Source organism: Vibrio sp. 10N.261.46.A3 (assembly GCF_041472995.1).
Lineage (GTDB): Bacteria > Pseudomonadota > Gammaproteobacteria > Enterobacterales > Vibrionaceae > Vibrio > Vibrio coralliirubri.
Genome location: NZ_JBFRRH010000137.1, coordinates 1 through 25,575 on the forward strand (window position 1 = coordinate 1; position 25,575 = coordinate 25,575).

Sequence of the window (25,575 nt, forward strand, 5' to 3'; positions counted from 1 at the left end):
CCTTGAGATCTTCACCTGGTGGATTCTAGGTGGTTCGATTGCCATCAGCTTTATTTTGGAATTTGCGTATCGTTTGGGTCGCACATCCAATCAAGAAGTGATTGCGCTGCGCCTATCGACTATTCGCCGTTATGTATGGAGCTTCATTGTTGCGGGTGTGACTTTGCAAATATCGAGTATCACGCTAGGCAAAGGCACTATCTATAGCTGGATCTACAGCGCCCTATTTTTCTGGTTTGTACTGGTTACCATTTCAGTGCTTAGATTATGGCGCGCGAAAGTCTTCGATACGTTGCAACACATCTCCGATCGTCCTGTGTGGGTGAATTGGGCGGTAAACCGTAAGGAAACTTTCCTACTTAATATATTAGCGACGGCAATTGGCATCGTATGGTTGAGCGTGTACAGCTTCCAACATCGCATCATGGCCTTGCTATCTAATTACACGCTGTTTAGCCAAGCTTTGGCGTATCTATTTAGAATCGAAGTGGCTAAGCAGTCTGACCTTGATAAAAACCAACAAAACTTGGTTCGAATCAAAGGCGATCAAACTTATGAATACATCCTACCGGGTAATATCGACAGCACGCTGATTGATTACGCCGGTGATGAGGTTAAGCAACTGTCTCGCTACCTGATGTCGGACAGCCCTGCTATTTGTATTGTTTCAGGTGAACGTGGTGTGGGCTCAACAACCCTACTTTATACCCTGCTGCACAAAGTCTCTAACGCTGAACCTGTCTACGTAAGTTGCCCTTACGCGGGTTATCAAGAGCTGTTAGCGCATCTAGCGGTGAGCATCGGCTTGGAAGAAAAAGCGACTGAGATTCAGATCTTGGCGCATCTTCGTAAAAGCAAGACCACGTACCTGATTGCGATCGATAATGCACAGCGATTGGTTAAGCCAATGGTCGGCGGCCTGTCTGATTTGATCCGTTTAACCAACCTATTGCGCCGTTCTAAAAAGAACCACCGTATCGTGATTTCGATTGCTAAATCGAGCTGGCGATTTGTCGATCGAGCGCGTGGTGAGCGTCTGCTGTTTGATTTGGTGTGTTTCCTACCACGTTGGACAGAGAAACAAGTCGGTGAGCTTCTAAATAGCCGTATCAATACGGAGCTTGAGAAGCCGTTATCGTTTGATGGTTTGGTGGTGCCTAAACAGTGGGACCAAGATGACATGAGTGAGGAAGATCGAGCACGCCAAGGCTTCTACCGAATCTTGTGGCATTACTCTGATGGTAACCCTACCGTTGCGCTGCGATTCTTCCGACTCTCTTTGAATCGAAACAAAGATACCGATCAAGCCGTGGTGCGCTTGTTCCATGTTCCTGAAGCTCAGGAGCTAGAAAACATGCCAAAACCTATGCTGGCTGTGCTTCGCTCTATTGTGCAATTGGAAATCGCGTCTCCAGAAGTCTTGTCTGATTGTACGCAGCTAAGCACGGCAGAGATAACCGGCATTCTGCGTTACTTTGAAAGCCGTGGTTATATTGGTTGGCATGAAGAAAAGGCTCGAATTTCCGAGCACTGGTTCCGCCACATTACTAACGTTCTCGACCGTCAACATCTACTGGTGAAGTAAAATGAAGAAGTTATTTATCCTACTATTTGTTGGCTTGGCAAGTGCTGTCAGTTTCCCGACCTTTGCGACGGAAGAGTTAGCCAATGTAGAAAACATCTCAAAGATAGCGAGCCTAGTTCGATGGAGCGGCGTGTTCTTCTCCATGATCGTTATTGCTGCGATGTGGTTGCTGCTTAAGTTTATCAACTCAATGGTGACCAGTTTTGGTAGCCAATTCGTGCAATATCGAATGCTGCTACAAAAACTGCAGTCGTTTACTCAGTTCTTTATCTATGTGAGCACCGGTCTTATCGTGTTCATGATGAGCTTTCGAATCAACGACCAAATACTGGCTTTGATTGGTGGTACCCTCGCCGTGTCGGTCGGCTTTGCGCTTAAAGACTTGGCGGCATCATTCATCGCGGGCATCACGGTGATGATTGATAGACCCTTTCAAGTTGGTGACCGCGTCACGTTTGAAGGCAACTACGGCGATATTATTACCATTGGTTTGCGTTCAGTGCGAATGAGAACGTTGAACGATGACATCATTACCATTCCGAACAACAAGTTCTTAAATGAAGTGACCACCAGTGGTAACTATGGCGCATTGGACATGCAGGTGGTGATTCCGTTTTACGTCGGTATGGATGAAGACATCACCCTAGCCCGCGACCTGATTCAAGAAGCGGCGTCTTCAAGTCGTTATATCCACTTGCCGAAACCTGTAACGGTTTTGGTTAAACAGACGATTACCGATAACTACCTAGCGATACAGCTAACCTGTAAGGCTTATGTTGTGGATACTGCGTATGAGAAGCTGTTTGAAACCGACATTACCTTGCGTGTGATGAAAGAGTTTAAGAAGCACAACATCAACCCACCGAAGATTTCAGTGGCGGCGCATTAGGTTTGATGCTTTAGACGTCTGTTTCTCATAGCAAATGACTTGCGATAAATAAAAACACCTCCGAACTTATCTCGAGTGCGGAGGTGTTTTTTTTTGAGCTTTTTATTTTCAAGCTAATAGTCTTATTGATGCTAAACCTTAAAGTATTTCAATTGCTCAGTAAGGTGTTCTGTAGTGTTCGCCATTTTCTGACTGTCTTCTGCAAGCGATTGTGAGGCCTGCAGTACTTCATTTGCAGCGAGATGAATCCCAGTGACACTTTCACTCATTTCAGTGGCTACCGTGCTTTGCTGTTCCGAGGCTGCGGCAATTTGCGCCACCATGTCATTGGCGTTATGCAGTTCATTCACAATCACATCGAGTTGTTGACGAGTTTCGTTAGACGCGACAACACTGTGATCAACCTTTTCGTTACTGCTTTGCATTGCCTTGAAAGTGCGTTCTGCCTGTTGAGTCAGTTTCTCAATCGTGGATTGTACTTCGTTAGTTGAATTCTGAGTGCGGCTAGCAAGGTTACGGACTTCATCAGCAACAACTGCGAATCCTCTACCTTGCTCTCCTGCACGTGCCGCTTCTATTGCTGCGTTGAGCGCTAACAAGTTAGTTTGTTCTGATACATCACGAATCACACCAACGACTTGGCTTATTTCGGTGACGCCAGATTGCAGATCTCTGACTAAGTTGTTCGCGGTCGAAATGTTCTCTGAAACCTGAGATATAGTCTCAGACGTTACCTGCATGTTTTGGTCGTTCTGGTTCGCGTGCTCAACAACCTTATTGGTGCTAGCGGCCGTGTTCTCTGCATTCACTGCAACATCTGAGATAGTCGCGCTCATTTCTGTCATTGCAGTCGATAACAATTCAAGCTGTGCATGTTGTGAGTTAACACTGGTTGCTGCTTCTTCACTGGCTTGAGCAATATGGCTCGCCATGTTGCTGGACAAATCCGCCGATTCATTGGCTGTGCGAAGCGTACTTTGCAGTTTGTCGAGCATGGTATCAATTTGTTGGCTCATATCGCCCAGTTCATCTTTGCGTGTCATATTCATGCGTACACGAAGATCGCCATCGGCAATTTTGTGAGTGTTGTCGATAAGCTTGTTAAGCGGCACTAGGATGTTATTTGAAATTGCGTAACCCATCGCAAACAACAAGCCTGACAATACGACCGCAACCAATCCCTCTTTGAGCGCCAATGCATAGAACGCGTCTTGAATGTCCGCAACTAGGATGCCCGAGCCAACAATCCAATTCCACTCAGGGAACAGCTGTACGTAGGAAATCTTGTCTTTGAGTTCACCTTGCGGGCTCATCCACTGGTAATCAAGAAAGCCTTTCTCTTCTGGAGTACGAGAAATGGTGACCATCTCACGCCAGTGGTGTTTACCCGCACCATCTTTAAAATTACCCGCGTTCTTACCATTGAGTTCAGGCTTTAATGGATGGATAACAACGTTGAGTTGCTGGTTTAAGATCCAGAAATAATTGGTGGTGTCATAACGTAGGGTTTCGATGGCTTGAAGTGCTTGTTTCTTTGCGACCTCTTCACCCAGCACATTACGTTGGTTGTAATAGTAGCTCGCTAAGCTGACCGCAGTTTCGACTTGAGCACTGAGCTTATCTTGACGCTCTTGCATGGAACTAGCACGTTGCTGCATTAGGTTAAAAGTGGACGCCATTACCAATAGAATAACCGATAAAATGACGATGGAGACGAGTTTTGATTTGATAGATAAGTTACTTAATTTCATAGCTGACTGACTTTATTATTTGTTTTGATTATGGATTTTCGGCCAAGGTATCAAAATTTCGTACAGTTCAGATGATATGCATCAAGATCAAAAGATATACACTGTGTTACATAACCAAAAAGAGGTGCTCGTCAAACCGGCAGAGGTTGAGATTTGGTTTGAGATAGATTAGTAGTGCGGAATTTTCGTGCTTGGGCTAAAACGTTCGTGTAATAGCCCAAGCGCGTTAGAAGTATTATCAGATGATAATATCGGTGAATGAGTTCTTAGAACTTATAGGTTTGATACTAGCAATTGAGGTGTCGCTTTCTGTTGAAGATAGATACTAAAGCAACTTCCCTTACCTACCTCGGATTCGACTCGGATCTCGCCGCCAGTTTGGCTCAAGATACTTTGAGAAACGGATAAGCCTAAGCCCGTACCATCACGTTTGGTGGTATAAAATGGCGAGAAGATGCGTTTCAATTGTTCTTCCTTAATACCGCAGCCTTCATCTTGAACATGAACGATAGCGCCATGAGACACACCATTTTCAACCCAGTCTTCACTCGAAATGGTTAACGTGCCCTGACCGTCCATTGCATGAATCGCGTTCATTTGCAGGTTAACCAGAATCTGTAGCAATTGGTTTCGGTTCACTTCGACTGAGGTTTTAGCGTTCAATTGTGATACGTACACAATGCCTTTCTTCTTCGCGCCTGTTTTTACGAGCGTAATACTTTCATCGACAATTGGGTTGATATGTTGCCACGTAATTTCGTCTTGTACGCCACCGTGACGGCTGTATTGAAGCAGGCTTCGTGTGATATTTCGAATTCGGTCAATCTGCTCCATGATCGCGTGGACTTCCTCGTCGACACGGCTCACTTCATCGCCCAGTTCAAACTTCATCAATTCAACGTTGCCAAGAATCACGGCGGTTGGGTTATTGATCTCATGAGCAATACCCGCCGTTAATTCACCTAATGCGGCCAGTTTTTCATTGACCACCAGCTTATCTCTGGCTTGATTGAGAAGCTTGATGTGCAGTTCGAGTTCTTCGGTTTTCTCTTTCAAACTCGCGGTACGAGAATGCACTTTGCACTCGAGTTCAGATGCAGCTTGTTGAATCTCTTGATTACGCTCGTGCAGTAGATCCAACATCTTATCGAACTGTTTAGCGAGCAGTGTCAGTTCGTGTTGATCATCCAAACCTAGCGTACCAATGCGCTTGTCTTGCCCCATCTGGACTAGCTTCACCACTTTATGAATGCGTTCAATTGGGTTGAAAAGATCACGCGCGCCACGGTGAACGATCAAACCGGATGCCAACAGCAGCAACACAATGGTAATGCTGATTTCACCTAGGTTGGTCAAGTAGGTTTCTATCAGTGGCCAAATCAAATAACCGGTGTAAAGCATACCAATCACATTGTTAAACTGGTCATGGATTGGTTGGTAAGCTGTGATGTACCAAGCATCGTAAACATACGCTCGATCTAGCCACTCTTTGCCTTCATTCAAGACTTTCGAGTGCACCTCGTGAGAGACACGTGTACCAATGGCGCGCCCTACACTGTCTTCACTGCTCAAAGGCACGTTGGTGCTAACACGAAGATCATCAAGGAAAACCGTGACCGTCCCTATATGACGATTAAAACCTTCTCGTTGTGGATAGATAAGGTTACTGATCTGATCGACGAGTTGAGTGCTGTTATTCAGTAAGATCCCACCATCCAGAAAACCAATCACATGATCGTGTTCATCTTTTATGGATACAACGGTTCGGCTTACCAATCCGCGAGTCTCGACTTCTTGCCCATTGAGCATCGGAACTTCCGCTTTTTTTGCGAGGTCACGATCGAGATAATTGAGCTCATTACGGCTTAAGACACTGAAAAACGAAGACTTGTGAGTTAAGTTTAGATATTCGAGTTTCTTTTCCATGCTCTCGACACTGCGCCAACGCAGAAAATCGAGCTCATAGCGAGATTTGTTCTCAGACACCCAGCGAGTTAGGTCTTCGTGTGAAAGATCACTCGCGAGTTTGGTTCGAAAGTTATAAGACTCGGCAAACGCACGAACGTTGTATGCTTGCTGATTTTGGATCAGGTGAATACTGTTATCGGCAACATCCAAGCGTTCATCAACATCAATCAGAGCGCCCTGCCACGTGTAATGGATTGACCAATACAGTGTGATAGCCACAAGTGCACACAAGGTAAGAATGATCGGTGCAGATGTTAGGAATAATAAGCGGTAGCGAACCATGGTTTTGAATCGGAACGCCCACTTTGACCACCAACGACGTCTAATCGGCATATTCAGAGCCTTCCGTGTTCCAATCTTTGTATTTACGTTCTAGCGTTTTACGTGCCACGCCAAGATCTCTTGCAGCTGCCGATTTATTGCCATCATGGAAACTAACAAGCTGTTCTATATGAGATTTTTCCACTTCTTTGAGTGTCCAAGTGTTTGGATAACCCTCGGCAACATCTGCATTATTTAAGTTTGGCATTTCTGCACCATGTGACACCGTCACTGAAATACTAGCAGGAACAGGGTCGCCATTAATCTCGCGCCAATAGTGTGCTGGTGGCTTGTCTAAAAGAATGCATCGTTCGACTAAGTTTTTAAGCTCACGAATATTTCCCGGCCATTCGTATTCGTTCATCGCCAATATATCTTCATGTGCCCAATTTGGAACAGGCATGCCAAGCTCGCTCGATAAAAGACGAGTAAAGTATGGAACAAGTTCAATCAGATCTGACGGGCGCTCTCTCAATGGCACCACATCAATCTTAAGTACATTGAGTCGGTAGAACAGATCACGGCGGAAGTGCCCTTTATCGACCTCTTCTTGAAGATTTCGGTTGGTCGCCGCCACTACTCGTACGTCAACGGAAATTTCCTTCTCGCTACCGACTGGACGAATGGTTCTTTGCTCTAACACGCGTAATAACGCAGCTTGCATTGGCAGTGGCATTTCACCGATCTCATCAAGGAACAAGGTGCCACCACTTGCGACTCGGAAAAGACCTTCACGGTTTTTCTTCGCACCAGTAAATGCGCCCGAGGTATGTCCAAACAGTTCACTTTCTAGAAGTTCTGGAGCAATCGCGCCACAGTTGATTGGCACAAATGGACCGGTGCGTTTACTGGCTTCATGTACACCGCGCGCAACTAACTCTTTACCTGTACCCGACTCACCTTCTATCAGAACGGAAGCTCGAGACGGTGCAAATTGACTGATCAACAATTTAAGCTGTTTGGTCTTGTCTGAATTGCCGATCAATTCGGTCTTGATATGACGACTAACATCGCGCTTCAACGCGTACTGCATTCTTTGGTCGAGTCGCTTATCCATACAACGCAGAACCGCTTGTATCATCTGTTCGAGGTTGAACGGCTTAAGAATAAAATCTGAAGCACCAAGCTTAAGCGCGGATATGGTCATCTCTAGATCGGCATAACCCGTCATGAAAATCACATCGGCGCGTTTGTCGGCGTCGTTAAACGCCTCTTCCCACTCAATGCCCGAGCGGCCTGGTAGGTTGATATCAAGGACAATCAGATCAAAATGTTCGCTCGAACGCAGTGTTTCTGCCTCTTCAACCGACCCTGCGCTCGACACCTTGCCAAAGAACTTACCCAGTGCTTTCTTTAAGATAGCCTGCATACCCAATTCATCATCGACGACCAAAACGGAAAACGCCTGATACTGAATCAATGTGTTCGGGTTGAGATTGGATGCAGATGAACTAGGTAAAGACATAATGATTAGCCGGTGAGGAAAGTTGGGACAGAGTGTACCAATTAACCTTTTATCCAACAGGGACAATGTGCGACATTTTGTCCTAGCTCATGTTTTGATTCATTTTAACGGGGTAAATGACGCAATTTTGTCCGAAATAACAGCAATTTAATGAAATCTGATGCATGATTTGTTGGCATTAAGATTGCTTATAAGGTGTAGATTTCTAATTACAACAATTAGCGTCTTATGCACATGCCCTTCTTTGAGCCCTTTAAAACTGAAGGCATGTCATTCATTTATAACAGAATGGACATAATAATAATGAAAGCAATTCCCCTAACTATTGCAGCTCTATCTATCGTCAGTTACACGGCTAGCAGCGCGGAAGACACCACTCATATTAAGTTGGCGACAACCACAAGTACTTATCACTCTGGTCTACTGGACTACTTACTACCTGAATTCGAAAAAGATTCTGGTATCAAGGTTGATGTTCTTGCCGCCGGTACGGGTAAATCACTTCGCATGGGTGAAAATGGTGACGTTGATTTGGTGATGACTCACGCACCAAAGGCTGAAGCGAATTTCGTAGAAAAAGGTTACGGCGTTTTACCTCGCAAGCTGATGTACAACGACTTTGTCATCGTTGGCCCACAAAGCGACCCTGCAAAAATTGAATCTCAAAAAGCAGTGGCAGATGTGTTCAAAGCGATCGCGACTAATAACGTGACATTTGTGTCTCGCGGCGACGACTCTGGTACTCATAAGAAAGAGATGGGTATTTGGGCGCAAACTAAAATCGAACCAAACTTTGGTGGCTACCGCAGTGTTGGTCAAGGCATGGGCCCTACTCTGAACATGGCGTCAGAAATGCAAGGTTACACCATGACAGACCGTGGTACTTGGTTGGCTTACCAAAATAAACTGGATCTAAAAATCCTTTTCCAAGGTGACAAGAATCTATTTAATCCTTACCAAGTGATTCTGGTTAATCCTGAGCGCTACCCAAGCATTAACTACCAAGCAGCGAAAGTATTCAGTGATTGGTTGGTTAACCCTAAAGGTCAGAAACTGATTAACGATTTTAAACTGCATGGCAAACAACTGTTTGTTGCAAGCGCAGAATAGTTTGTTGTAAGTGAACAGTCGTTTTCTGTAAGTAAAAGTAGCGCTAAGGGTTCAACCCGAATCAATTAGCGCTACGCTTAACTAAGCAGTTAACGAAGCACCTAAGCGATATCGCTTTAAAAACTATCTTGTTTTTACAGCAACTCGCTATAAAGCTGTCTCACTTTAATAACGTTCACGCTTAACAACACATTCAAGCTTAGAAACACAATCATGCTTAAGAACAATAGCTGACCAATACACACTCAAATAGTTTGGGTCAGCTATGATTAACATCAGTCATTACCGATAAAACCTATTATCGATTTACACGAGATACTTCATGACCCTATGGCAAACAACGATTGATGCAATGAATCTACTTGTGAGTTTTGACCACGAATTGTGGAAAATCGTCGCGGTATCCTTCAGCGTATCTTTGTCCGCCATCTCATTGGTGATTGTTCCTGCAATCCTTATGGCTTTCTTATTGGCTTATACCGAGTTCCCCGGGAAATGGGCTCTGCTTTCAGTGATCAACACCCTGCAAGCTATCCCTACCGTAGTTATCGGTTTGTTGATGTACATGATGCTCTCTCGCTCTGGCCCGTTAGGTGATTGGCAATTGCTGTTCACCCAAAAGGCGATGATTCTAGGTCAGATGGTGATCTGTTTCCCTATCCTAGTTGCGATGATGCACGGTGCTCTGCAGGCTAGTGACCGCCGAGCGGTAGAAACAGCACGCACACTTGGCGTATCAACAACACGCGTGGCGTGTACCTTGATTTGGGAAACACGTTTTCCTCTGTTGGCTGCAACCATTGCTGCCTTCTCTCGTATCGTGACAGAGGTAGGTTGTTCAATGATGGTTGGTGGCAACATTATGGGAATGACAAGAAACATCCCAACAGCTATCGCCATGGAAAGCCACAAAGGCGCATTTGCTCAAGGTGTCGCCCTCGGTATGGTGTTATTAGCATTGGCATTAGCCCTTAACTTTTTCCTTTCCAGTGTGAGAGGAAAAGGCTATTTAAGAACTTAGGAACGCTGTCATGAGTATAAAAATAACAACGCAGCAAATTTCAATGCGCTACAAAGAGCGTGTTTTGTTCCACATTCCCGAATTGTCGATCGGCCCCAACGATGCCATTTATCTCAAAGGAGACAATGGTGTTGGTAAAACGACCCTACTTAAAATCTTGTCTGGATTAATTCAGCCGAGCTCTGGCCGTATTCAGTCTCCAACACAGAGCTGGCAGCAAAAATTATTCCCACGGCTCAAGTTCAAAGACATCATATACCTGCATCAAACCCCCTATCTTTTTGATGGCTCGGTGTACCAAAATGTCGCTTATGGCATTCGCTTTAACAAAGAGAGCCAAAAAGATAAGCGAGCTCAAATAATTAATGCATTGAGAATGGTAGGTTTAGAAACTCTAGCAGATGAGCACATTTCTGTGTTGTCTGGCGGTGAGCGTCAACGCGTAGCAATGGCTCGAGCTTGGATTCTTAAGCCTTCAATCTTGCTTATGGATGAACCAAGTGCTTCTTTAGACAAAGAATCTATTGAAAGATTGGTGATTATGGCCGAAGATCTTCTTCAGAGAGGCGCGAGTTTAGTCATCACCAGTCACCAAACTAACGCGTTAACCGATTTATGTAAGAAGCAGTGGTGGATCAAAGACAATACTTTGACCGAATCCCCGCTTCTGCAAGTTATTCAGAAAGATAAAGCACAAGAGAATATTTATGCTGCTTCCAACGCAAACTAGTTGGGTTATTTTGGCTGGCGGACAGGCCAGCCGTATGGGCGGAAAAGATAAAGGACTCGTTGAGCTCAACGGTTCTCCGCTCATTCAATACGTTATAAACAAGCTGGCACAGCAAGATGTCAGCATCACTATCAATGCCAATCGTAACTTAGACAGTTACCAAGCATTTGCTCCGGTTGTTTCCGATTCTTTCCCCGACTACCCAGGTCCGCTGGGTGGCATTCATGCTGGCCTTAAAAACGCGAGCACAGACTGGGTTGGTTTTGTCCCTTGCGACAGCCCACAAATCAGTGACGACCTTGTTGAGCGTTTTTGTTCTGCAGTTAAAGAAGACAGCGACATTCTTGTCGCGCATGATGGCGAATTTAAGCAACCTGTATTCACCCTATTCCACAAACGTGTTCTGCCAAAGTTAGAAGCGTTTTTGGAACGTGGTGATCGTAAAATCATCTTGCTATACAAAGAGTGTGTTACCGGATACGTTGATTTCAGCGATTCTCCTAACTGCTTTGTCAATCTCAACACGCCAGAAGAACTCACCCAATTCGGAACGCTTCAATAATGAAAGATTCTAAACAACGCCCTAACCTTCCTTTATTGGGCTTTGCTGCTTATAGCGGTACAGGCAAAACGACCGTACTTGAAGCCCTGCTTCCTCTGTTGACTGATGCGGGTTTAAAAGTTGGTGTGTTAAAACATGCTCACCACGATTTTGATGTCGATAAGCCGGGTAAAGACAGTTACCGCCTGCGTAAAGCGGGCGCAAACCAAATGTTGATTGCTTCTCGTAATCGTCACGTGATGATGACAGAAACACCAGAAGCCGAAGCAGATTTTGATTACCTGCTGACTCGTTTTGATACCAACACGCTTGATCTGATTTTGGTTGAAGGTTGTAAGAACATCGCTTTCCCTAAAATTGAACTGCACCGAGATGAAGTGGGCAAACCTTGGTTGTATCCGAACGATAACAACATTATTGCTATCGCGGCAGACAGCCAAGTTGAATCAGATCTGCCACAAATGGCGATCAGCGACTTAGAAGCGATTCGTGATTTCATCATCGATTACGCACAGTCCTTTGACCTTTCCTCAACAGCAGGCAAAGCCGTGTCATGCTCATCTTCAAAAGACACAGCGCCCGCAGTATGTTGTGATTCGTTCTCTCCTGCAGGTTTAACCGTTACTCAAGGTCAGCAAAAGATTGTTGATAGCATTGACGCGCTTGATCTCACAGAGAGTGTTGAATTACTGCAAGGCTACGGCCGCGTGCTGGCTGAAGATGTGATTTCACCAATCAACGTTCCTCAGAATACCAACTCTGCAATGGACGGTTATGCGATCCGTAGTGAAGATCTAGAATTGGACAGCTACAACATCGTTGCTGAAGTCATGGCGGGTCACAGCTACGAGCAAATTGTTCAACAAGGTGAAGCGGTTAAGATCATGACCGGCGCACCAATGCCAGAAGGCGTTGATGTTGTCGTGATGCGTGAACAAGCCGTCCAAGATGGCGATAAAGTTAGCTTCCCTGATGCTAAAATCTCGGTTGGACAAAATGTCCGTATGGCAGGTGAAGATTTAGAAATCGGCCAACCTGTATTTACACGCGGCACACGCATCGAAGCGCCAGAAATGGGCATGATGGCATCGTTAGGTTTTGGTACCTGCCCTGTTCTGCGTAAAGTGAAAGTGGGTGTGTTCTCTACGGGTGATGAAGTTCAAGCGCCGGGTAGCGAGCAAAAACCAAACTCTATCTATGACTCAAATCGTTTCACTATTATCGGCATGCTTCAAAAGCTTGGCTGTGACATCGTCGATTACGGCATCATTGAAGATGACGAACAAAAGATGATGGATGTGCTGCACTCTGCGTCGCTTGAAACCGATATGGTTCTGACTTCTGGTGGTGTGTCTGTTGGTGATGCGGATTACATCAAGCTTGCGTTGGATAAGCTGGGTGAAATCAACTTCTGGCGTATCAACATGCGTCCAGGTCGCCCACTGGCTTACGGTAAAATTGAAAACAAACCGTTCTTTGGTTTGCCGGGTAACCCTGTTGCTGTGATGGTGTCGTTTATTAACTTTGTTGAGCCTGCGATCCGCAAGCTTCAAGGTCAAACGAACTGGACGCCAGTGAAAGCAAATGCTGTAGCGACGGAACAACTGCGCTCACGCCAAGGCCGTACTGAGTTCAGCCGTGGTGTGTTCTCGATGAATGAATCCGGCGTGCTTGAAGTGAAAACAACGGGCAAGCAAGGTTCAGGTATTCTGCGCTCAATGAGCGAAGCGAACTGCTTAATCGAAATCTCTCCAGCAGTTGATACAGTGAAAGTTGGCGAGACAGTGACGATCATTCCTCTGCAAGGTCGTGTTTAACTCAAAGCAAACACTTAAATTGACTTAGAAGCTTTTTAATTGATCTGGAAGATCTTCGCCAAAACACAAACGAAGCCCCTATATAGATTTTTCAATGTTAAGGGGCTTTTTGTTCTTTTCGTTTCGTCAAAAACAACCTGTTCGTTTCCTAAAAGACAAATAGCTTAAATTACGCTAAACGTTTAGAACGATAATCTTAAGATTTCTTACCATTACCTTGAGCCACGTACGGTTTTTATGTAGAGTGCGCGCAAAGTAATAATTCTATTGGAGAGCACCATGGCTCGTACCATTCTGTACACTTACAAAGACGAAGACAAAGAGTTACTGTTTTCAAAACAAGAACACCGCACGATCCAAGAAGCTGTTGCTGCAGCTGAAGGCATCGACATCTCTGAGTATCTAAAAACTGAGCAACAGCTTGAGTTGATTTCTGATACTAAAGCGGTTCGCAACTACCAGGACAACTACTTCCGTAAACTTGGCTTTACTAAGCTTACGTTGAAGCAAAAAGACAACCTTGGTGTTGGTAAAAAGAAGAAGTAAGCCCTCTTGGCTCTTTTCTTGATATGCCGTTTCTAGCTTTTCGTTTGTAGTTAGAGCTAACAGCTAAAGAAACGAAAACACCGAACAATAAAAAATGCCGCAACCTCTTTCGAGATTGCGGCATTTTGATTTGTACTTTTTAACTATCTAACCTTAGCTAGCTTAACTTAAGTCACGATTACTTAATGTTAAGGAATGCAGCGCCACGAACGCCGCCTGAATCACCGTGCTTAGCTTTGATGATCTTTGGACATTTCGCTACAGACAGTAGGTATTTAGGGATACGCTTTGGCATCTCTTCGTAGATAAGTTCGAAGTTTGAAAGACCGCCGCCCAATGCAACTACGTGAGGGTCAAGACCGGTAAACAGGTTCGAGAAACAGATAGCCAATAGCTCCATGAAACGATCAACGTGCTCAGCCGCTTTTGCTTCACCTTCGTTGTACGCTTGAATGATCTCAATCGCTTTCTTTTTCTCACCGAAGTAGTGTTCATAAATCAGCTCAAAGCCACGACCTGATAGGTAGCTGTCTAGACAACCTTTCTTGCCACAACCACAACCTAGTAGCGGTGCGTTATCGCCAAGGTGGAACCAAGCATCAATAGGAAGACGCATGTGGCCTAGCTCACCTGCAACGTGGTTACGACCAGAGAACACTTTACCTTCGTAAACTAAACCGCCACCAAAACCAGTACCTAGAATTAGGCCTGCTACTGATGGTTCGTCTTTAAGTTCGTCATCCCACGCTTCTGAAAGCGCAAAACAGTTCGCATCATTTTCAATTTTTACACTACGACCAATAAGCGCTTCTAGATCTTTACGTAGTGGTTTCCCCGTTGAAGCTGGCACGTTAACAACCAGCATTGTGCCGTCGTCAGCATCTTCCATACCAGGAAGACCAAGACCAATTTTACCTTCGCAAGAAAATTCACTGTCGTACTTCTTCACCAAACCGGCAATCGTATCAAGTAGCAGTTGATAATCTTCAGTAGGCGTTGGTACGCGTTCTGTTGCTACTCGCTCAAGTTTTTCATTGAACGCACCAAATTCAATTTTTGTGCCGCCAACATCGAAGCCGTAATACATGAAATCTCTCCAATTTTTCCCTAAATTCGGGCAAATAAATTTTTCAAATTAAACATCTAGGAAGCATTATCCATAACACTCCCCCTACAAACCGTGATAGATAACAAACTTATCTCGTGTTCGAATCTGTTTGAACAACAAGTCAGCACAAAGCGGTTAAAGGTTAGAGTGACGTCTCATTTTTAGTGTGCTCTATGAAAGCGTTCAGGCTTGGTTTGGTTGGATCGGACTTATAACGCGTCTTACTTAGCATGTAGCTTTCGCGAAATGTCTCAAACCAAAGCTGTAAAGTCTGAGCGCCCTGCTCTTCACCAGCCTGTTTCAAAACCAAGCTCGCTACTTCTGCAGTCGAAAGATGTTGTTCGTTGTCTGACTTACGCATCATATATTGGGAAACCGATTCTGGTTCAATCGACAACACGGGTAAGTCTTGCAGGTACTCTGAACGACGGAAGATACGTCGCGCTTCACGCCAACTGCCATCAATAAAGATCAGCAGCAACGTCTTGTTCGAATCTCGCATCTCACCAAGGTCAGTAACCACGCGCGATTTGTCATCGGTATAATCTTCAGGAAAGACCACGACTGGCTGATATTTATCGTCTTTCAGCACATCAAGCATCTCTTGATTCGGTTCAGTGCGGTGCCAAAGGTAGGCATAGCTGTCTTTAACGGTATCAAGGATTAAACGGCCGGTATTACTTGGCTTAAGTATTTCATTGTCCGATAAGATCAACATGGTCGCGACGTTCGTATTTACGTCTGGTTGATGTTCACAGATACAGCTGTCTTGTTTGATTTTACAGAACTCACATCGAACAACTTTACACCCGCGCGCGTTAAACGGCTTGGTAGAAAGAGACAAACGGTGTTGATATAAACGGTGAAAAGCGTGGATTCTCATGGACAATAACGATAAATCTAGAAAAGTGGCACGATTGTACTTACAGTGTCCCTAGAATGATAGAAGGAATTCCCATGCAAGACCCATCACTGCTTCGCCTTGTTTGTTTTATTGTCGTTTTTGGATTGTGTGCGCTTTGGGAATACCGTTTTCCACGTAAAGCACTGACTCAAAGCAAATGGTTTCGCTGGGGAAACAACTTTGCGCTGGTTGCTTTGAACAGCTTTCTGTTAGCCACTCTAATTCCTATCGCAGCCTTCCAAGCGGCGGTTATCGCACAAGAAAACCAATGGGGTTTGTTCAATACCCTGTCACTTCCGAAAGAACTGACCATTCTGATTTGTGTATTGCTCTTGGATTGTGCCATTTACCTACAGCACTTGGTGTTTCACCGTGTTCCTTGGCTATGGAAGCTACATCGAGTTCACCATGCGGACCTCGATATTGATGTCACAACTGGAACGCGCTTTCACCCTATTGAGATGATTCTTTCAATGCTCATCAAGGTGAGTTTGGTGATCGCACTTGGTGTGCCTGTCATTGCTGTCGTGATCTTTGAAATTGTTCTTAATGCGAGCGCGATGTTTAACCATAGCAATGCACGTCTTCCGCTATGGTTCGATAAGCTATTAAGAAAAGTGATTGTGACACCAGACATGCACCGCGTTCATCACTCGGTTATCGTAAAAGAAACGCACTCAAACTTTGGCTTCTTTTTATCTGTGTGGGACATCTGGTTTAAGACCTACCGCGCACAACCCAAGCTTGGCCACGATAAGGTGCATATTGGTGTTCCCGAGATTCAAGATGGTAAAGAGCAGCGGTTGGATTTGATGCTGCGACAGCCATTTGCACGATTCCCGACGACGAAAGACTAGGTTCGAATTCAGTTAAGTCTCAAGCTTATATTGAGACCAACCTTAGCTTAATACCAAAGTTATCTTAATCCGAAAACAAAACGCCCTTAGATTCTTGTGAGAACTTAAGGGCGTTTCTGTATCGATAGTCATTATAAGCGTAGTTAGTGCTTAAACTCTTTCGCACACTAGCTTAACTTTCACGCTCGTCTATTTCAGCACGTATTTATGAAGCATAGCTTGTTGGTGCCCTGCTATCTCTCCGACTTGCTCAGAACTCTCGATCATAGATTCAAGTTGCAGCTTAGTATTCTCACCCTGCTCAGATACTCGAGTGATTGAATGGGTAACATCGACAGTTGCACGAGCTTGTTCTTCGGTAGCCACCATGATTTGCTCAACACGCCCTTTGATCTGGCTAACCGCAAATTCGATTTTTTCGAAGGCTTGTCTTACATCGCCACTGGTTTCCAGTGCATTGGCCATTTCACTTCTCGATTCCGTTACAGAAGCGCGTGAGCGATCGGCTGCCGCTACTAGCTCGTTCATCATGCTACGAATATTGGTGGTTTGCTGGGATGTACCGCTTGCCAATTTACGCACTTCATCTGCAACTACTGCAAAGCCTCGGCCTTGTTCACCTGCTCGCGCCGCTTCTATCGCAGCGTTCAGTGCCAATAAGTTGGTGTTTTCAGCGATTCCGCTGATCATATCGACCATTTCACGAATCTGTTTCACTCGACCATCCAAGTCAGCCATCGACTCTTCACTCATGCTAAGAGATTGCTCAAGCGCTTGTAATCGTTGTTGGTTAAGGCCAACCACTTGGCTGCCATTCACTGACTCATCTTCTGCTATTTGAGCATCGTCGTTCGATGCGTTAGAGATACGAGCAATCTCACCAATCGATGCTTCCAGCTCAGTAATGGTGGTGATCATATTCTGAAGTGATTCGTTCTGCTCGTTTAAGCTCGAATTGGTTTGCTCTGCAGCGTCATGGCTTACTTCAGCCGTTTGATAAAGCGTCTCACAGTTGCGCGTTACCAAACGAACCGAGTCCGCGGTTGAATCAACGACTGTATTGAGTTTTGAAGTAATAACTTGCAGCTCTAGCGGCCCAAGCAATTCACTCTGTTTGGAGAAGTCATGATCTGCCAGTGAACTCAATTGTTGAGTAATGTTTTTAAGCCCTTTATTCATCCAACGGCGTAACACGAACCATGAAATCACAATGATTACGGCAATCACTAGCCCGCTGATAAACAACACACGATCAATATTGGTGATGGTTTGATTTACAACCAGCTCACTTTCATCAATCAGATGGGAAGCGGCAGAAGACAACTGATTCAATGTGCTGATGACGGTATTCGCTAGGGTGATGACTTGCGTTAAGTTCTGCTCTTGCTGCTGAACCAGTTCGAGTTTCAATAGGATCTGTTTGATTACGCCTTCTTCGGTAAAGCCTGCTTTCACCATCTCGTAAGGCGCCGTCAAGCTCGCGAACTCAGCGATGTCCGGGTGCCAATCGGCAAAATCGCTGTAAGCCAAGTTAAGACCTGCGATTCGGTTTCTCAACTGACGGTATTCGTCTTGTGCTTTATCAATGTCAGGTTGCATCATCAACATCAAAAAGGTGTTCGCCATAGCAGACGCACTGGATGTAAATCGGTTCGCTGCATCGCTCGCTTCTGGGTTGTCTTCAACCAAGAATGAGCTGATTCTATTCATTTCTGGTCCGATAGACCCAACGCCATAACGGAACTCGCCCATTTTACTGTCGATCAGATTTTGCTTACTTTGAATTTCGATCTGCGCCAGCAGTACCGTGTTGGTCATGGTTTGCAGTTGCGCCATGTCATCGACAAGGTTTTGTTGTTGCTCTAAAGAGATTGCATCAGGAAAAGATTGGGAGATAAAAAGGAGTTCCTCTAGCGTGGTATTGCTCTCTGTCGCGAGTTGGTCAATTGAGCCCCTTGTGGCATTCAGTGTATCTAAGTCGGTTGATTGGGTGCTGTAAGTGAGAAGTTTTACTTGTTCTAATACGCTTTGCGTTAATTCGGCGTTATGTAGAGCAAGGGGTAATGCTTGTTCCGAGAGTGCATCAAAATGTCCCCCGACACGTTCAACGCCCCGAATGCTAACCATTGATAAAAAACTGACGAGTAAAAGAATGGAAATAAATACAGCAGTGACGGTTTGAATGAGCGAGAATGTATAACGTGAGGGTTTTATTGATAAATTTGTGTCGGGCATGTGAAATCCAGTTTGACTACGAAAAGAGATATCCTTAAGTTAGGTCGTATACTAGAAGTCCTTGATGACGTTTTTATTTCAGTTTTTTGTCAGAAGAGTTACATATGAAAATCAGAAAAATGGCTGTAGTTACAATAACTTTAGCAACATTGGCTGCTTGTAGCTCGTCACCATCGCCTTCTCAGCTTAGTCAAACCGCACAGAGACCCCTATCAAAGTCAGAACAATCGACTACAAACGCCTATATGAGCGTGTATGAACAGTGGAAAGGTGTGCCATACCATTTCGGTGGGACATCATTTCGAGGTATAGATTGCTCTGCTTTTGTTCAAATTGCCGTGCAAAATGCGACTCAACAAGCCCTACCAAGAACCACAAAAGACCAGAGTAAAAAGGGAAAAGAAATTGCGTATGGGGAAGCAACAAGCGGTGACTTGGTGTTTTTCAAGACTTCGATGACGGTGCGACACGTAGGCGTTTACTTAGGAAACAATCAATTTCTACATGCTTCGACATCGAAAGGTGTCATTATTTCTAGGTTAGATAACCCATACTGGGCATCCAAGTTTTGGCACTTTAGGCGTTTATAGCGGTTCGAAAGATAAACCGCTGAGCGAGGTAACTCTAGAAAGATACGACTTAAACGCCCGTTGTTATTATGCTGACCAATTACGACAATAAATGGACAAACAAACCGTTAGTCGTATTTAGCAACAGCAGTATCAAACAGGTTCTTCACTAACGCGATGTACTCATCAAGGAATACAATTTGTTCGTTAGTTGCTTTCTTAGCCCACACACCCGCTAATACTTCACCAAGATCCGCTACTACGGCATCGGCTTCTTTCAAAAGCTGAAAACGAACGCTCGAATGCAACTCTGGGTTTTGCTCGAAAATAGCCATGATGTTCGTTGAAATCATGTCGGTAACAATGTCTTCGACACTTTCGTTTCCAGTATCACCATTACTATTGGTAAACACATCAAGGTTGAATGATAGGTGCTCGATTAAAGCCAAATAGCCATCGGTTTCTACAACCACAATAATTCTCCGTTTTAAGCTCTAGAGCAGATTAATACGTACTTGCCTAATACTATGTAAATGAAGCTATTTGTCATCACTTTATTGCCCAAAACCGCATTAAAATGATCCTAGTTAGTATTTCAGCCTAAATTTAAATCGATATAGGGTTAAGTGGTATACCTGCCTACTTGAGCCATAAGTAAATTCACGCCTAGCAAAGTGTAAGACAAACTTTGAAGCAAAGTATTGCGCCAGTTAACAATAGCCCTTTCAACTAACTCTAAAAGCTCATTTAATTTAGTCGCTAGACAATAACAAGCTCAAATCACTTTTCCAGTTTGTGGCGTTCAAAACCGTTTCGATTGTGAGACCAGTTCCAAACTATTTCATCACGTCAGGTTTTCAATTTATGTTTGTATTTCAAAGAGCTTGAATCAGTTCGAGTTCACAATTCGGCCAATTGATTCTGCGTAAGATGAAGAAGAGCTAAGAACATTGACGAGTGCGTCTATAAATTGCTCAGATTTATCCTAAACTATTGCTATTAAACAAACAGTATTTCTAACCTTCAATTTTTTTAACTTTCAGTCTTTGAGGATTTCCTATGTGGCAGGCCATTTCTCAACAACTTTCAGATACTCTTCTATTTAACTTTCAGATTACTGAACGTACCAAGGTTTCTGGTGGCGACATTAACGATTGCTATATGATCAGCGATGGTAATGAACGTTACTTTGTGAAAGTGAATCAGCGAGAATTTTTACCAAAGTTTGAAATTGAAGCTGAGAACTTACGCTTGTTAAGAGAAACCTCCACCGTTTACGTTCCTGAGTTGGTGCTTATTGGCAAAACCAAAGAGTGCTCGTTCATTATTCTCAATTATTTACCTACTAAGCCGCTTGAGACGGGCAACAATAGCTTCGATTTCGGCGTTCAGCTTGCACAGCTTCATCAATGGGGCGAGCAAAAAGAGTTTGGTTGCGACCAAGACAACTATATCGGCAGCACACTTCAACCCAACCCTTGGCATAAGAAATGGGGTCGCTTTTTCTCCGAGCAACGCATTGGTTTCCAACTGCAACTGCTCAAAGAGAAAGGTATCGAGTTTGGTGATATTGATGACATCGTTGATGTGGTGAATATGCGTCTTGCTGGGCACAACCCTCGCCCTTCTTTGCTTCATGGGGATCTTTGGAATGGCAATGTAGCAAATTCAGCCTTTGGGCCAATCTGTTACGACCCGGCTTGTTACTGGGGTGATCATGAATGCGATTTGGCATTAACGGAATTGTTTGAAGGATTTCCAAAAGAGTTTTATGAAGGTTATCAGAGCGTCAATCCACTCGACGTTGGCTATACTGATCGGAAAGACATTTACAACTTGTACCATCTTCTTAACCACTGCAATCAATTTGGCGGCGAATATTTAGCACAAACTGAAGCATGCATTCAGAAGATACAGGCCGTTTAATACCAATTACAGCGAGCTAAGTCGTTCTATAAAGCTACTACGATCTATACAAGCTACTGCGATTGGAACAAGTTACAGTGAGGAGAATTCGCGATGCATAAATACACAGAGAAACATGTCTCCTGCCCCCACTGTGGGCATGCCATCAGCATAACGCTTGATGCTTCTAATGGGAGCCAAGATTTTTATGACGATTGCCCAGCATGTTGCAATGCCATTCACCTAGACATGCAGGTAGATGAAGTAAGAGACAGGATTAATCTCTCGATTGATGCAGACGACGAACAAGTCTTCTAACACCTACTCTCTTGTCGAGTTGGATCTACACCTCTATTTAGAGCTACCCTCGATTTTGAGGCTAGCCTAGAAAAACGCAAATACACAAAATAGAAAAAGAGCACTTAATGTGCTCTTTTTAATGTCTTCGACTTTTACTTAGTCATCGCTTTTTAGGCAAATGCTATTGATAAACCGCTACTACTATTTTTGGTTTGCTAGTACGCGTTCAACAGTATCAACAATCGCTTGTGTTTGAGGATCAAACTCAATGTTTACTTGGTCGCCTACTTCACGGCCGCCAAACAGAGTACGATTCAGTGTTTCTGGGATTAGGTGAACAGAGAAACGGTTCTCTTCCACTTCACCAATCGTCAATGAACAACCATCAACGCCGATGTAACCCTTACTCAACACATACTTCATTGATTCTTGAGGCAGCTCAAACCAAAGCGTGCGGTTGTTTTCTGTCTTAATCACATCAACGAGGTTAGCCATCAGAGTAATGTGGCCAGACATGCTATGCCCGCCAATTTCGTCACCAAACTTTGCTGCACGCTCAACATTCACTTTGTCACCAACATTCAGCTGGCCTAAGTTCGTTAATCGCAATGTCGCTTGCATTAAATCAAAAGCAACCTGGTTGCCAGAAATTTCCGTTACCGTTAAGCAACAACCGTTATGAGCTACTGAAGCACCAATTGCTAATCCCTCAACCATTTCGTCACTTAACTCAATGGTATGAGTTTGAAACAACTCTTTTTTGTTTATAGCAACCAGTGTTGCCATGCCTTGAACGATACCTGTAAACATAAGATTCCTATTTAGCATTCTAATAACAGTTTTTCATAGCAGTTATTGTGACATTTCTTTATGATTCGTCCAGTGGAAGCTTAAGATCATTGTCTCTGATTCCTTCAGAATGTCCTTTCCTACACTATTATTCTAATTTTCCCTCTTATTTGGAGTTGTTTGTGCATCGTTACAAAGAAGAATCCTCGAATCTAATCAAACTTGCGACCCCAGTATTGATCGCATCTGTTGCACAAACTGGAATGGGTTTTGTTGATACCGTAATGGCCGGTGGCGTAAGTGCCATCGATATGGCAGCGGTTTCGATTGCAGCAAGTATCTGGCTACCATCAATCTTATTTGGTGTCGGCCTATTGATGGCGTTGGTTCCTGTCGTTGCACAACTGAATGGTTCTGGTCGACAAGTCAAAATCCCATTTGAGATTCAACAAGGTGCGTTTTTAGCACTCGTCATTTCCCTTCCAATCATTGGCGTACTGTTCCAGACACAATTGATATTGGAGTGGATGGACATTGAACAACTCATGGCGGAAAAGACCATCGGCTATATGAATGCGGTGATGTTTGCTGTACCTGCATTTTTGTTGTTCCAAACATTGCGAAGCTTTACGGATGGTATGTCTTTAACTAAGCCTGCGATGGTGATTGGTTTTATTGGCTTGCTATTAAACATCCCGCTGAACTGGATGTTCGTATACGGAAAACTTGGTGCTCCTGCTCTGGGTGGTGTTGGCTGTGGCGTGGCAACGGCTATCGTGTATTGGGTGATGTTTGCTCTGCTGTTTGCTTACGTTTTAACATCAAAGCGTTTGGCGAAAATCAACATCTTCGGTACGTTCCACAAGCCTCAACTTAAAGCTCAAATTCGTCTGTTTAGACTTGGTTTCCCAGTGGCGGCCGCTATCTTCTTCGAGGTAACTCTGTTTGCGGTGGTTTCTCTGTTAGTTGCACCATTAGGTTCATTGATTGTTGCCGCGCACCAAGTCGCGATCAACTTCTCTTCGCTAGTCTTCATGATTCCAATGAGTATCGGTGCAGCCGTGAGTATTCGTGTTGGGCATAAGTTGGGCGAAAACAACACCGAAGGCGCTAAGATCGCGACACACGTGGGTATCATTGTTGGTTTAGTTACAGCCTTAATGACAGCGGCGTTAACGGTGCTGTTTAGAGAGCAGGTTGCATTACTTTACACAGAGAACACTGCGGTAATTACCGTTGCAATGCAGTTGCTGTTGTTCGCGGCGGTTTATCAATGTACTGACGCAATCCAAGTTATCGCTGCAGGTGCTCTACGTGGCTACAAAGACATGCGTTCAATCTTCAACATTACCTTCGTTGCTTACTGGTTGCTTGGCCTTCCTATCGGCTACATTTTGGGTATGAAAGATTGGATTGTTGAACCTATGGGTGCGCACGGCTTCTGGATTGGTTTCATCGTCGGTCTAACGTCAGCAGCGATTATGCTGGGTATGCGTCTACACTGGATGCACAAGCAGGACGACGACGTACAGCTAGAGTTTAGTTCGCGCTAGATTCGCATTCACTAAGTCGGTCTATTTGATTTCGAATACAAAAAAGAGCGCTGATTTTCAGGGCTCTTTTCGTTTAATGGTCAGGTAGATCGTATCTTCCTTAATATCCAATCTTCTCTCGAACAAAGCGCGCAAACTTGGGTTTTCCGTTTTGAGTAAAACCATTGTAGCGAAAGGTAATACGGCTGCCGATCTCTGGCGGTGCGAGTCTCATTTGGTCACTGAACCCGCTGCCGATATAAAATTCCACACCCTCTTCTGTGTGAACCAAAATTGAACCCATCATCCCTTTATACTTCCCTGTACCACCCTTGTAGCCAATAACCGTGGCTTCGGCATCATGATGCCTTTTAAGTTTTAACAAATCATTACTTCGGCCTGCTTGATAACGACTGGTGATCTTTCTAAGCATCAAACCTTCACCATTACGCTCATCGACATTATCAAGTTGATGAAACAAAGCCTCTTCACTGTGAATTGGTACATGTTCTATGTAGCTGACATGAGATTCTCCAATCACGCTTACCCAATGCAAAATGTTGTAATAGCGCTTTTGATAATCTCCTGCGGCGCCGGGCATATCAAACAGCATGAAATCGATTTGCCGCCATGCTGTGTCACTCGGCGTATGGTCGAGAACGGTAGATTGAACGAGATGGAACTTGCCCCTTCCTGCCCACAACTCTCCTTCGAGATGGACCTTAGGCAAGTTTTCAGTAAACCACTTGGGTGAGTAAATGCGATTGCCATTGCGTGTATAAAGGTGTTGTCCATCCCATAGAGCGCGAATCCCATCAAGTTTTTCACTCTTCCAGTATTCAGAAACATCTATGCCTTGCTGGTAGGAGTTTGCAAGCACCAAATGGTCAGGAGGTAAATAGGATGAATGAGATGAAAGCGAACACGCCCATAGAGTGGCTAAAGCCAGTTTGGTTAATCTCATCATCTGCTCCGTATTAATATCTGTAGTGGTCAACAAATGTCTTTAATCCTAAGCGCTCTAACACGCAGTTAGACAATCTTTGGCAGAAGATGCGATCCACTCATCAACCTTATCTAACCTTTGCATTTATTCATTAAATTAATGACTTATAACTCTCATATGTTCCGCCGTTTTTAGTTCTCATATTGAGAAACGTCTTTTCTCAATATGAGATGGGAATTCGCACTAAATATAACTCATTGAAAAATAACAACATAAAAGTTGGCACATTCAGTGCAATTGTCCATACATACTTAAAAGGAGATATCGCTATGGAACTACGTAAGATTGATTTGAATACAACGACACTGACGCTTTCTATCTTCGGTGATTTGGATGCAGCAGGCAGTCGTGATGCACAAACAGACATCGACGATGTGATTTCTAACGATGGTCACCCTGAGATCGAAGTTGATTTTAGCCAAGTTGAGTTTTTAGATTCATCTGGTGTTGGCGCGATTGTTTATATGTTCAAACGTCTGACTGAGCGCGAACGCAACATGCGACTTGAAAATGTGACTGGTCAGCCTCTTGAAATTATGAACCTACTACGTATTGGCCACGCTATCCCAGTAAATTCAAAAAATCCTACAAATTCATGAAGATCC

The 25,575-nt window shown here is 44.3% G+C and carries 23 protein-coding genes; 14 read left to right on the forward strand and 9 right to left on the reverse strand.

Translation table 11 applies throughout. The features are described from left to right. Together AB4484_RS24675 and AB4484_RS24680 are read left to right on the forward strand one after the other, a co-directional pair. The coding region (locus AB4484_RS24675; RefSeq protein WP_372080845.1) for an ATP-binding protein at window positions 1-1,585 on the forward strand (1,585 nt) is incomplete at its 5' end. Window position 1,586: 1 nt separating this feature from the next. Further along, window positions 1,587-2,474, forward strand: a complete 888-nt coding sequence (locus AB4484_RS24680; RefSeq protein ID WP_048612067.1) for a mechanosensitive ion channel family protein — start codon at window positions 1,587-1,589, stop codon at window positions 2,472-2,474. Window positions 2,475-2,605: 131 nt separating this feature from the next. On the opposite strand, the gene AB4484_RS24685 is transcribed toward AB4484_RS24680, so the two are convergent. The 3 genes from AB4484_RS24685 to AB4484_RS24695 form a co-directional block, all read right to left on the reverse strand. Beyond that, the gene (locus AB4484_RS24685; RefSeq protein WP_372080846.1) at window positions 2,606-4,225 is read right to left on the reverse strand and encodes a methyl-accepting chemotaxis protein; all 1,620 of its coding nucleotides are present in this window, start codon (window positions 4,223-4,225) and stop codon (window positions 2,606-2,608) included. Window positions 4,226-4,498: 273 nt separating this feature from the next. Beyond that, window positions 4,499-6,526, reverse strand: a complete 2,028-nt coding sequence (locus AB4484_RS24690) for a cache domain-containing protein (RefSeq protein ID WP_052878429.1) — start codon at window positions 6,524-6,526, stop codon at window positions 4,499-4,501. Further along, window positions 6,516-7,979, reverse strand: a complete 1,464-nt coding sequence (locus tag AB4484_RS24695; protein WP_372080847.1) for a sigma-54-dependent transcriptional regulator — start codon at window positions 7,977-7,979, stop codon at window positions 6,516-6,518. Before AB4484_RS24695 ends, AB4484_RS24690 begins: the two co-directional genes overlap by 11 nt. Window positions 7,980-8,282: 303 nt before the next feature. On the opposite strand from AB4484_RS24695, the gene AB4484_RS24700 reads away from it, so the two are divergent. The 6 genes from AB4484_RS24700 to AB4484_RS24725 all read left to right on the forward strand — a co-directional run bounded on the left by AB4484_RS24700 (window position 8,283) and on the right by AB4484_RS24725 (window position 13,765). Further along, window positions 8,283-9,089: a substrate-binding domain-containing protein gene (locus tag AB4484_RS24700; protein ID WP_017059611.1), complete on the forward strand. Its 807-nt coding sequence runs from the start codon at window positions 8,283-8,285 to the stop codon at window positions 9,087-9,089. 322 nt (window positions 9,090-9,411) lie between these two features. Beyond that, on the forward strand, window positions 9,412-10,110 hold the full coding sequence (locus AB4484_RS24705; protein WP_017067174.1) for an ABC transporter permease: 699 nt from the start codon (window positions 9,412-9,414) through the stop codon (window positions 10,108-10,110). A 10-nt stretch (window positions 10,111-10,120) separates the two neighbouring features. Then, entirely contained in the window at window positions 10,121-10,840 is a 720-nt protein-coding gene (locus AB4484_RS24710; RefSeq protein ID WP_048611022.1) for an energy-coupling factor ABC transporter ATP-binding protein, read from the forward strand. After that, on the forward strand, window positions 10,818-11,402 hold the full coding sequence (gene mobA, locus AB4484_RS24715) for a molybdenum cofactor guanylyltransferase MobA (protein ID WP_372080848.1): 585 nt from the start codon (window positions 10,818-10,820) through the stop codon (window positions 11,400-11,402). The genes AB4484_RS24710 and mobA overlap by 23 nt, the downstream gene beginning before the upstream one ends. Beyond that, window positions 11,402-13,219: a bifunctional molybdopterin-guanine dinucleotide biosynthesis adaptor protein MobB/molybdopterin molybdotransferase MoeA gene (locus AB4484_RS24720; protein ID WP_372080849.1), complete on the forward strand. Its 1,818-nt coding sequence runs from the start codon at window positions 11,402-11,404 to the stop codon at window positions 13,217-13,219. Before mobA ends, AB4484_RS24720 begins: the two co-directional genes overlap by 1 nt. A gap of 279 nt (window positions 13,220-13,498) precedes the next feature. After that, complete coding sequence (locus tag AB4484_RS24725) at window positions 13,499-13,765, forward strand: DUF2960 family protein (RefSeq protein WP_017063882.1); 267 nt, start codon at window positions 13,499-13,501, stop codon at window positions 13,763-13,765. A gap of 178 nt (window positions 13,766-13,943) precedes the next feature. Here the strand turns inward: AB4484_RS24725 and nagK are convergent, their stop codons facing one another. Together nagK and AB4484_RS24735 are read right to left on the reverse strand one after the other, a co-directional pair. Further along, entirely contained in the window at window positions 13,944-14,852 is a 909-nt protein-coding gene (gene nagK, locus AB4484_RS24730; RefSeq protein ID WP_372080850.1) for an N-acetylglucosamine kinase, read from the reverse strand. 163 nt (window positions 14,853-15,015) lie between these two features. Further along, on the reverse strand, window positions 15,016-15,762 hold the full coding sequence (locus AB4484_RS24735; protein WP_084703188.1) for a tRNA-uridine aminocarboxypropyltransferase: 747 nt from the start codon (window positions 15,760-15,762) through the stop codon (window positions 15,016-15,018). Between the two features lie 68 nt (window positions 15,763-15,830). Here AB4484_RS24735 and AB4484_RS24740 point away from each other — a divergent pair, with 68 nt between their 5' ends. Continuing rightward, window positions 15,831-16,634: a sterol desaturase family protein gene (locus AB4484_RS24740; protein ID WP_050634345.1), complete on the forward strand. Its 804-nt coding sequence runs from the start codon at window positions 15,831-15,833 to the stop codon at window positions 16,632-16,634. A 189-nt stretch (window positions 16,635-16,823) separates the two neighbouring features. Here the strand turns inward: AB4484_RS24740 and AB4484_RS24745 are convergent, their stop codons facing one another. Further along, the gene (locus AB4484_RS24745) at window positions 16,824-18,869 is read right to left on the reverse strand and encodes a methyl-accepting chemotaxis protein (RefSeq protein ID WP_372080851.1); all 2,046 of its coding nucleotides are present in this window, start codon (window positions 18,867-18,869) and stop codon (window positions 16,824-16,826) included. A gap of 104 nt (window positions 18,870-18,973) precedes the next feature. Here AB4484_RS24745 and AB4484_RS24750 point away from each other — a divergent pair, with 104 nt between their 5' ends. Then, a complete protein-coding gene (locus AB4484_RS24750) occupies window positions 18,974-19,459 on the forward strand; it encodes a C40 family peptidase (RefSeq protein WP_050621338.1) in 486 nt (161 codons plus the stop codon). Between the two features lie 107 nt (window positions 19,460-19,566). Here AB4484_RS24750 and AB4484_RS24755 read toward each other — a convergent pair whose 3' ends face one another. Next, on the reverse strand, window positions 19,567-19,911 hold the full coding sequence (locus tag AB4484_RS24755; protein WP_010440912.1) for a DUF3802 family protein: 345 nt from the start codon (window positions 19,909-19,911) through the stop codon (window positions 19,567-19,569). Window positions 19,912-20,497: 586 nt separating this feature from the next. Between AB4484_RS24755 and AB4484_RS24760 the strand changes: the two genes are divergently transcribed. Then, window positions 20,498-21,364, forward strand: coding sequence for a fructosamine kinase family protein (locus AB4484_RS24760; protein WP_019823083.1), 867 nt, complete (start codon window positions 20,498-20,500; stop codon window positions 21,362-21,364). A gap of 93 nt (window positions 21,365-21,457) precedes the next feature. Then, window positions 21,458-21,661, forward strand: coding sequence for a CPXCG motif-containing cysteine-rich protein (locus AB4484_RS24765; RefSeq protein WP_004733789.1), 204 nt, complete (start codon window positions 21,458-21,460; stop codon window positions 21,659-21,661). A 183-nt stretch (window positions 21,662-21,844) separates the two neighbouring features. On the opposite strand, the gene AB4484_RS24770 is transcribed toward AB4484_RS24765, so the two are convergent. After that, window positions 21,845-22,453 carry a riboflavin synthase subunit alpha gene (locus tag AB4484_RS24770; protein ID WP_372080852.1) on the reverse strand — a complete coding sequence of 203 codons (609 nt, stop codon included), beginning with the start codon at window positions 22,451-22,453 and terminating at the stop codon, window positions 21,845-21,847. Window positions 22,454-22,614: 161 nt separating this feature from the next. Between AB4484_RS24770 and AB4484_RS24775 the strand changes: the two genes are divergently transcribed. Further along, complete coding sequence (locus AB4484_RS24775; RefSeq protein ID WP_048611045.1) at window positions 22,615-23,985, forward strand: MATE family efflux transporter; 1,371 nt, start codon at window positions 22,615-22,617, stop codon at window positions 23,983-23,985. A 100-nt stretch (window positions 23,986-24,085) separates the two neighbouring features. Here AB4484_RS24775 and AB4484_RS24780 read toward each other — a convergent pair whose 3' ends face one another. Further along, the gene (locus AB4484_RS24780; RefSeq protein WP_372080854.1) at window positions 24,086-24,928 is read right to left on the reverse strand and encodes a DNA ligase; all 843 of its coding nucleotides are present in this window, start codon (window positions 24,926-24,928) and stop codon (window positions 24,086-24,088) included. A gap of 311 nt (window positions 24,929-25,239) precedes the next feature. Between AB4484_RS24780 and AB4484_RS24785 the strand changes: the two genes are divergently transcribed. Further along, on the forward strand, window positions 25,240-25,569 hold the full coding sequence (locus tag AB4484_RS24785; RefSeq protein WP_004733793.1) for an STAS domain-containing protein: 330 nt from the start codon (window positions 25,240-25,242) through the stop codon (window positions 25,567-25,569). The last annotated feature ends 6 nt before the right edge of the window (window positions 25,570-25,575 follow it).

Excerpts from the sequence above, each read along its gene's own strand:
- AB4484_RS24680 (WP_048612067.1), top strand. The coding sequence starts at position 1,587 with ATGAAGAAGTTATTTATCCTACTATTTGTTGGCTTGGCAAGTGCTGTC.
- AB4484_RS24685 (WP_372080846.1), bottom strand. The coding sequence starts at position 4,225 with ATGAAATTAAGTAACTTATCTATCAAATCAAAACTCGTCTCCATCGTC.
- AB4484_RS24690 (WP_052878429.1), bottom strand. The coding sequence starts at position 6,526 with ATGCCGATTAGACGTCGTTGGTGGTCAAAGTGGGCGTTCCGATTCAAA.
- AB4484_RS24695 (WP_372080847.1), bottom strand. The coding sequence starts at position 7,979 with ATGTCTTTACCTAGTTCATCTGCATCCAATCTCAACCCGAACACATTG.
- AB4484_RS24700 (WP_017059611.1), top strand. The coding sequence starts at position 8,283 with ATGAAAGCAATTCCCCTAACTATTGCAGCTCTATCTATCGTCAGTTAC.
- AB4484_RS24705 (WP_017067174.1), top strand. The coding sequence starts at position 9,412 with ATGACCCTATGGCAAACAACGATTGATGCAATGAATCTACTTGTGAGT.
- AB4484_RS24710 (WP_048611022.1), top strand. The coding sequence starts at position 10,121 with ATGAGTATAAAAATAACAACGCAGCAAATTTCAATGCGCTACAAAGAG.
- mobA (WP_372080848.1), top strand. The coding sequence starts at position 10,818 with ATGCTGCTTCCAACGCAAACTAGTTGGGTTATTTTGGCTGGCGGACAG.
- AB4484_RS24720 (WP_372080849.1), top strand. The coding sequence starts at position 11,402 with ATGAAAGATTCTAAACAACGCCCTAACCTTCCTTTATTGGGCTTTGCT.
- AB4484_RS24725 (WP_017063882.1), top strand. The coding sequence starts at position 13,499 with ATGGCTCGTACCATTCTGTACACTTACAAAGACGAAGACAAAGAGTTA.
- nagK (WP_372080850.1), bottom strand. The coding sequence starts at position 14,852 with ATGTATTACGGCTTCGATGTTGGCGGCACAAAAATTGAATTTGGTGCG.
- AB4484_RS24740 (WP_050634345.1), top strand. The coding sequence starts at position 15,831 with ATGCAAGACCCATCACTGCTTCGCCTTGTTTGTTTTATTGTCGTTTTT.
- AB4484_RS24745 (WP_372080851.1), bottom strand. The coding sequence starts at position 18,869 with ATGCCCGACACAAATTTATCAATAAAACCCTCACGTTATACATTCTCG.
- AB4484_RS24750 (WP_050621338.1), top strand. The coding sequence starts at position 18,974 with ATGAAAATCAGAAAAATGGCTGTAGTTACAATAACTTTAGCAACATTG.
- AB4484_RS24760 (WP_019823083.1), top strand. The coding sequence starts at position 20,498 with ATGTGGCAGGCCATTTCTCAACAACTTTCAGATACTCTTCTATTTAAC.
- AB4484_RS24765 (WP_004733789.1), top strand. The coding sequence starts at position 21,458 with ATGCATAAATACACAGAGAAACATGTCTCCTGCCCCCACTGTGGGCAT.
- AB4484_RS24770 (WP_372080852.1), bottom strand. The coding sequence starts at position 22,453 with ATGTTTACAGGTATCGTTCAAGGCATGGCAACACTGGTTGCTATAAAC.
- AB4484_RS24780 (WP_372080854.1), bottom strand. The coding sequence starts at position 24,928 with ATGAGATTAACCAAACTGGCTTTAGCCACTCTATGGGCGTGTTCGCTT.
- AB4484_RS24785 (WP_004733793.1), top strand. The coding sequence starts at position 25,240 with ATGGAACTACGTAAGATTGATTTGAATACAACGACACTGACGCTTTCT.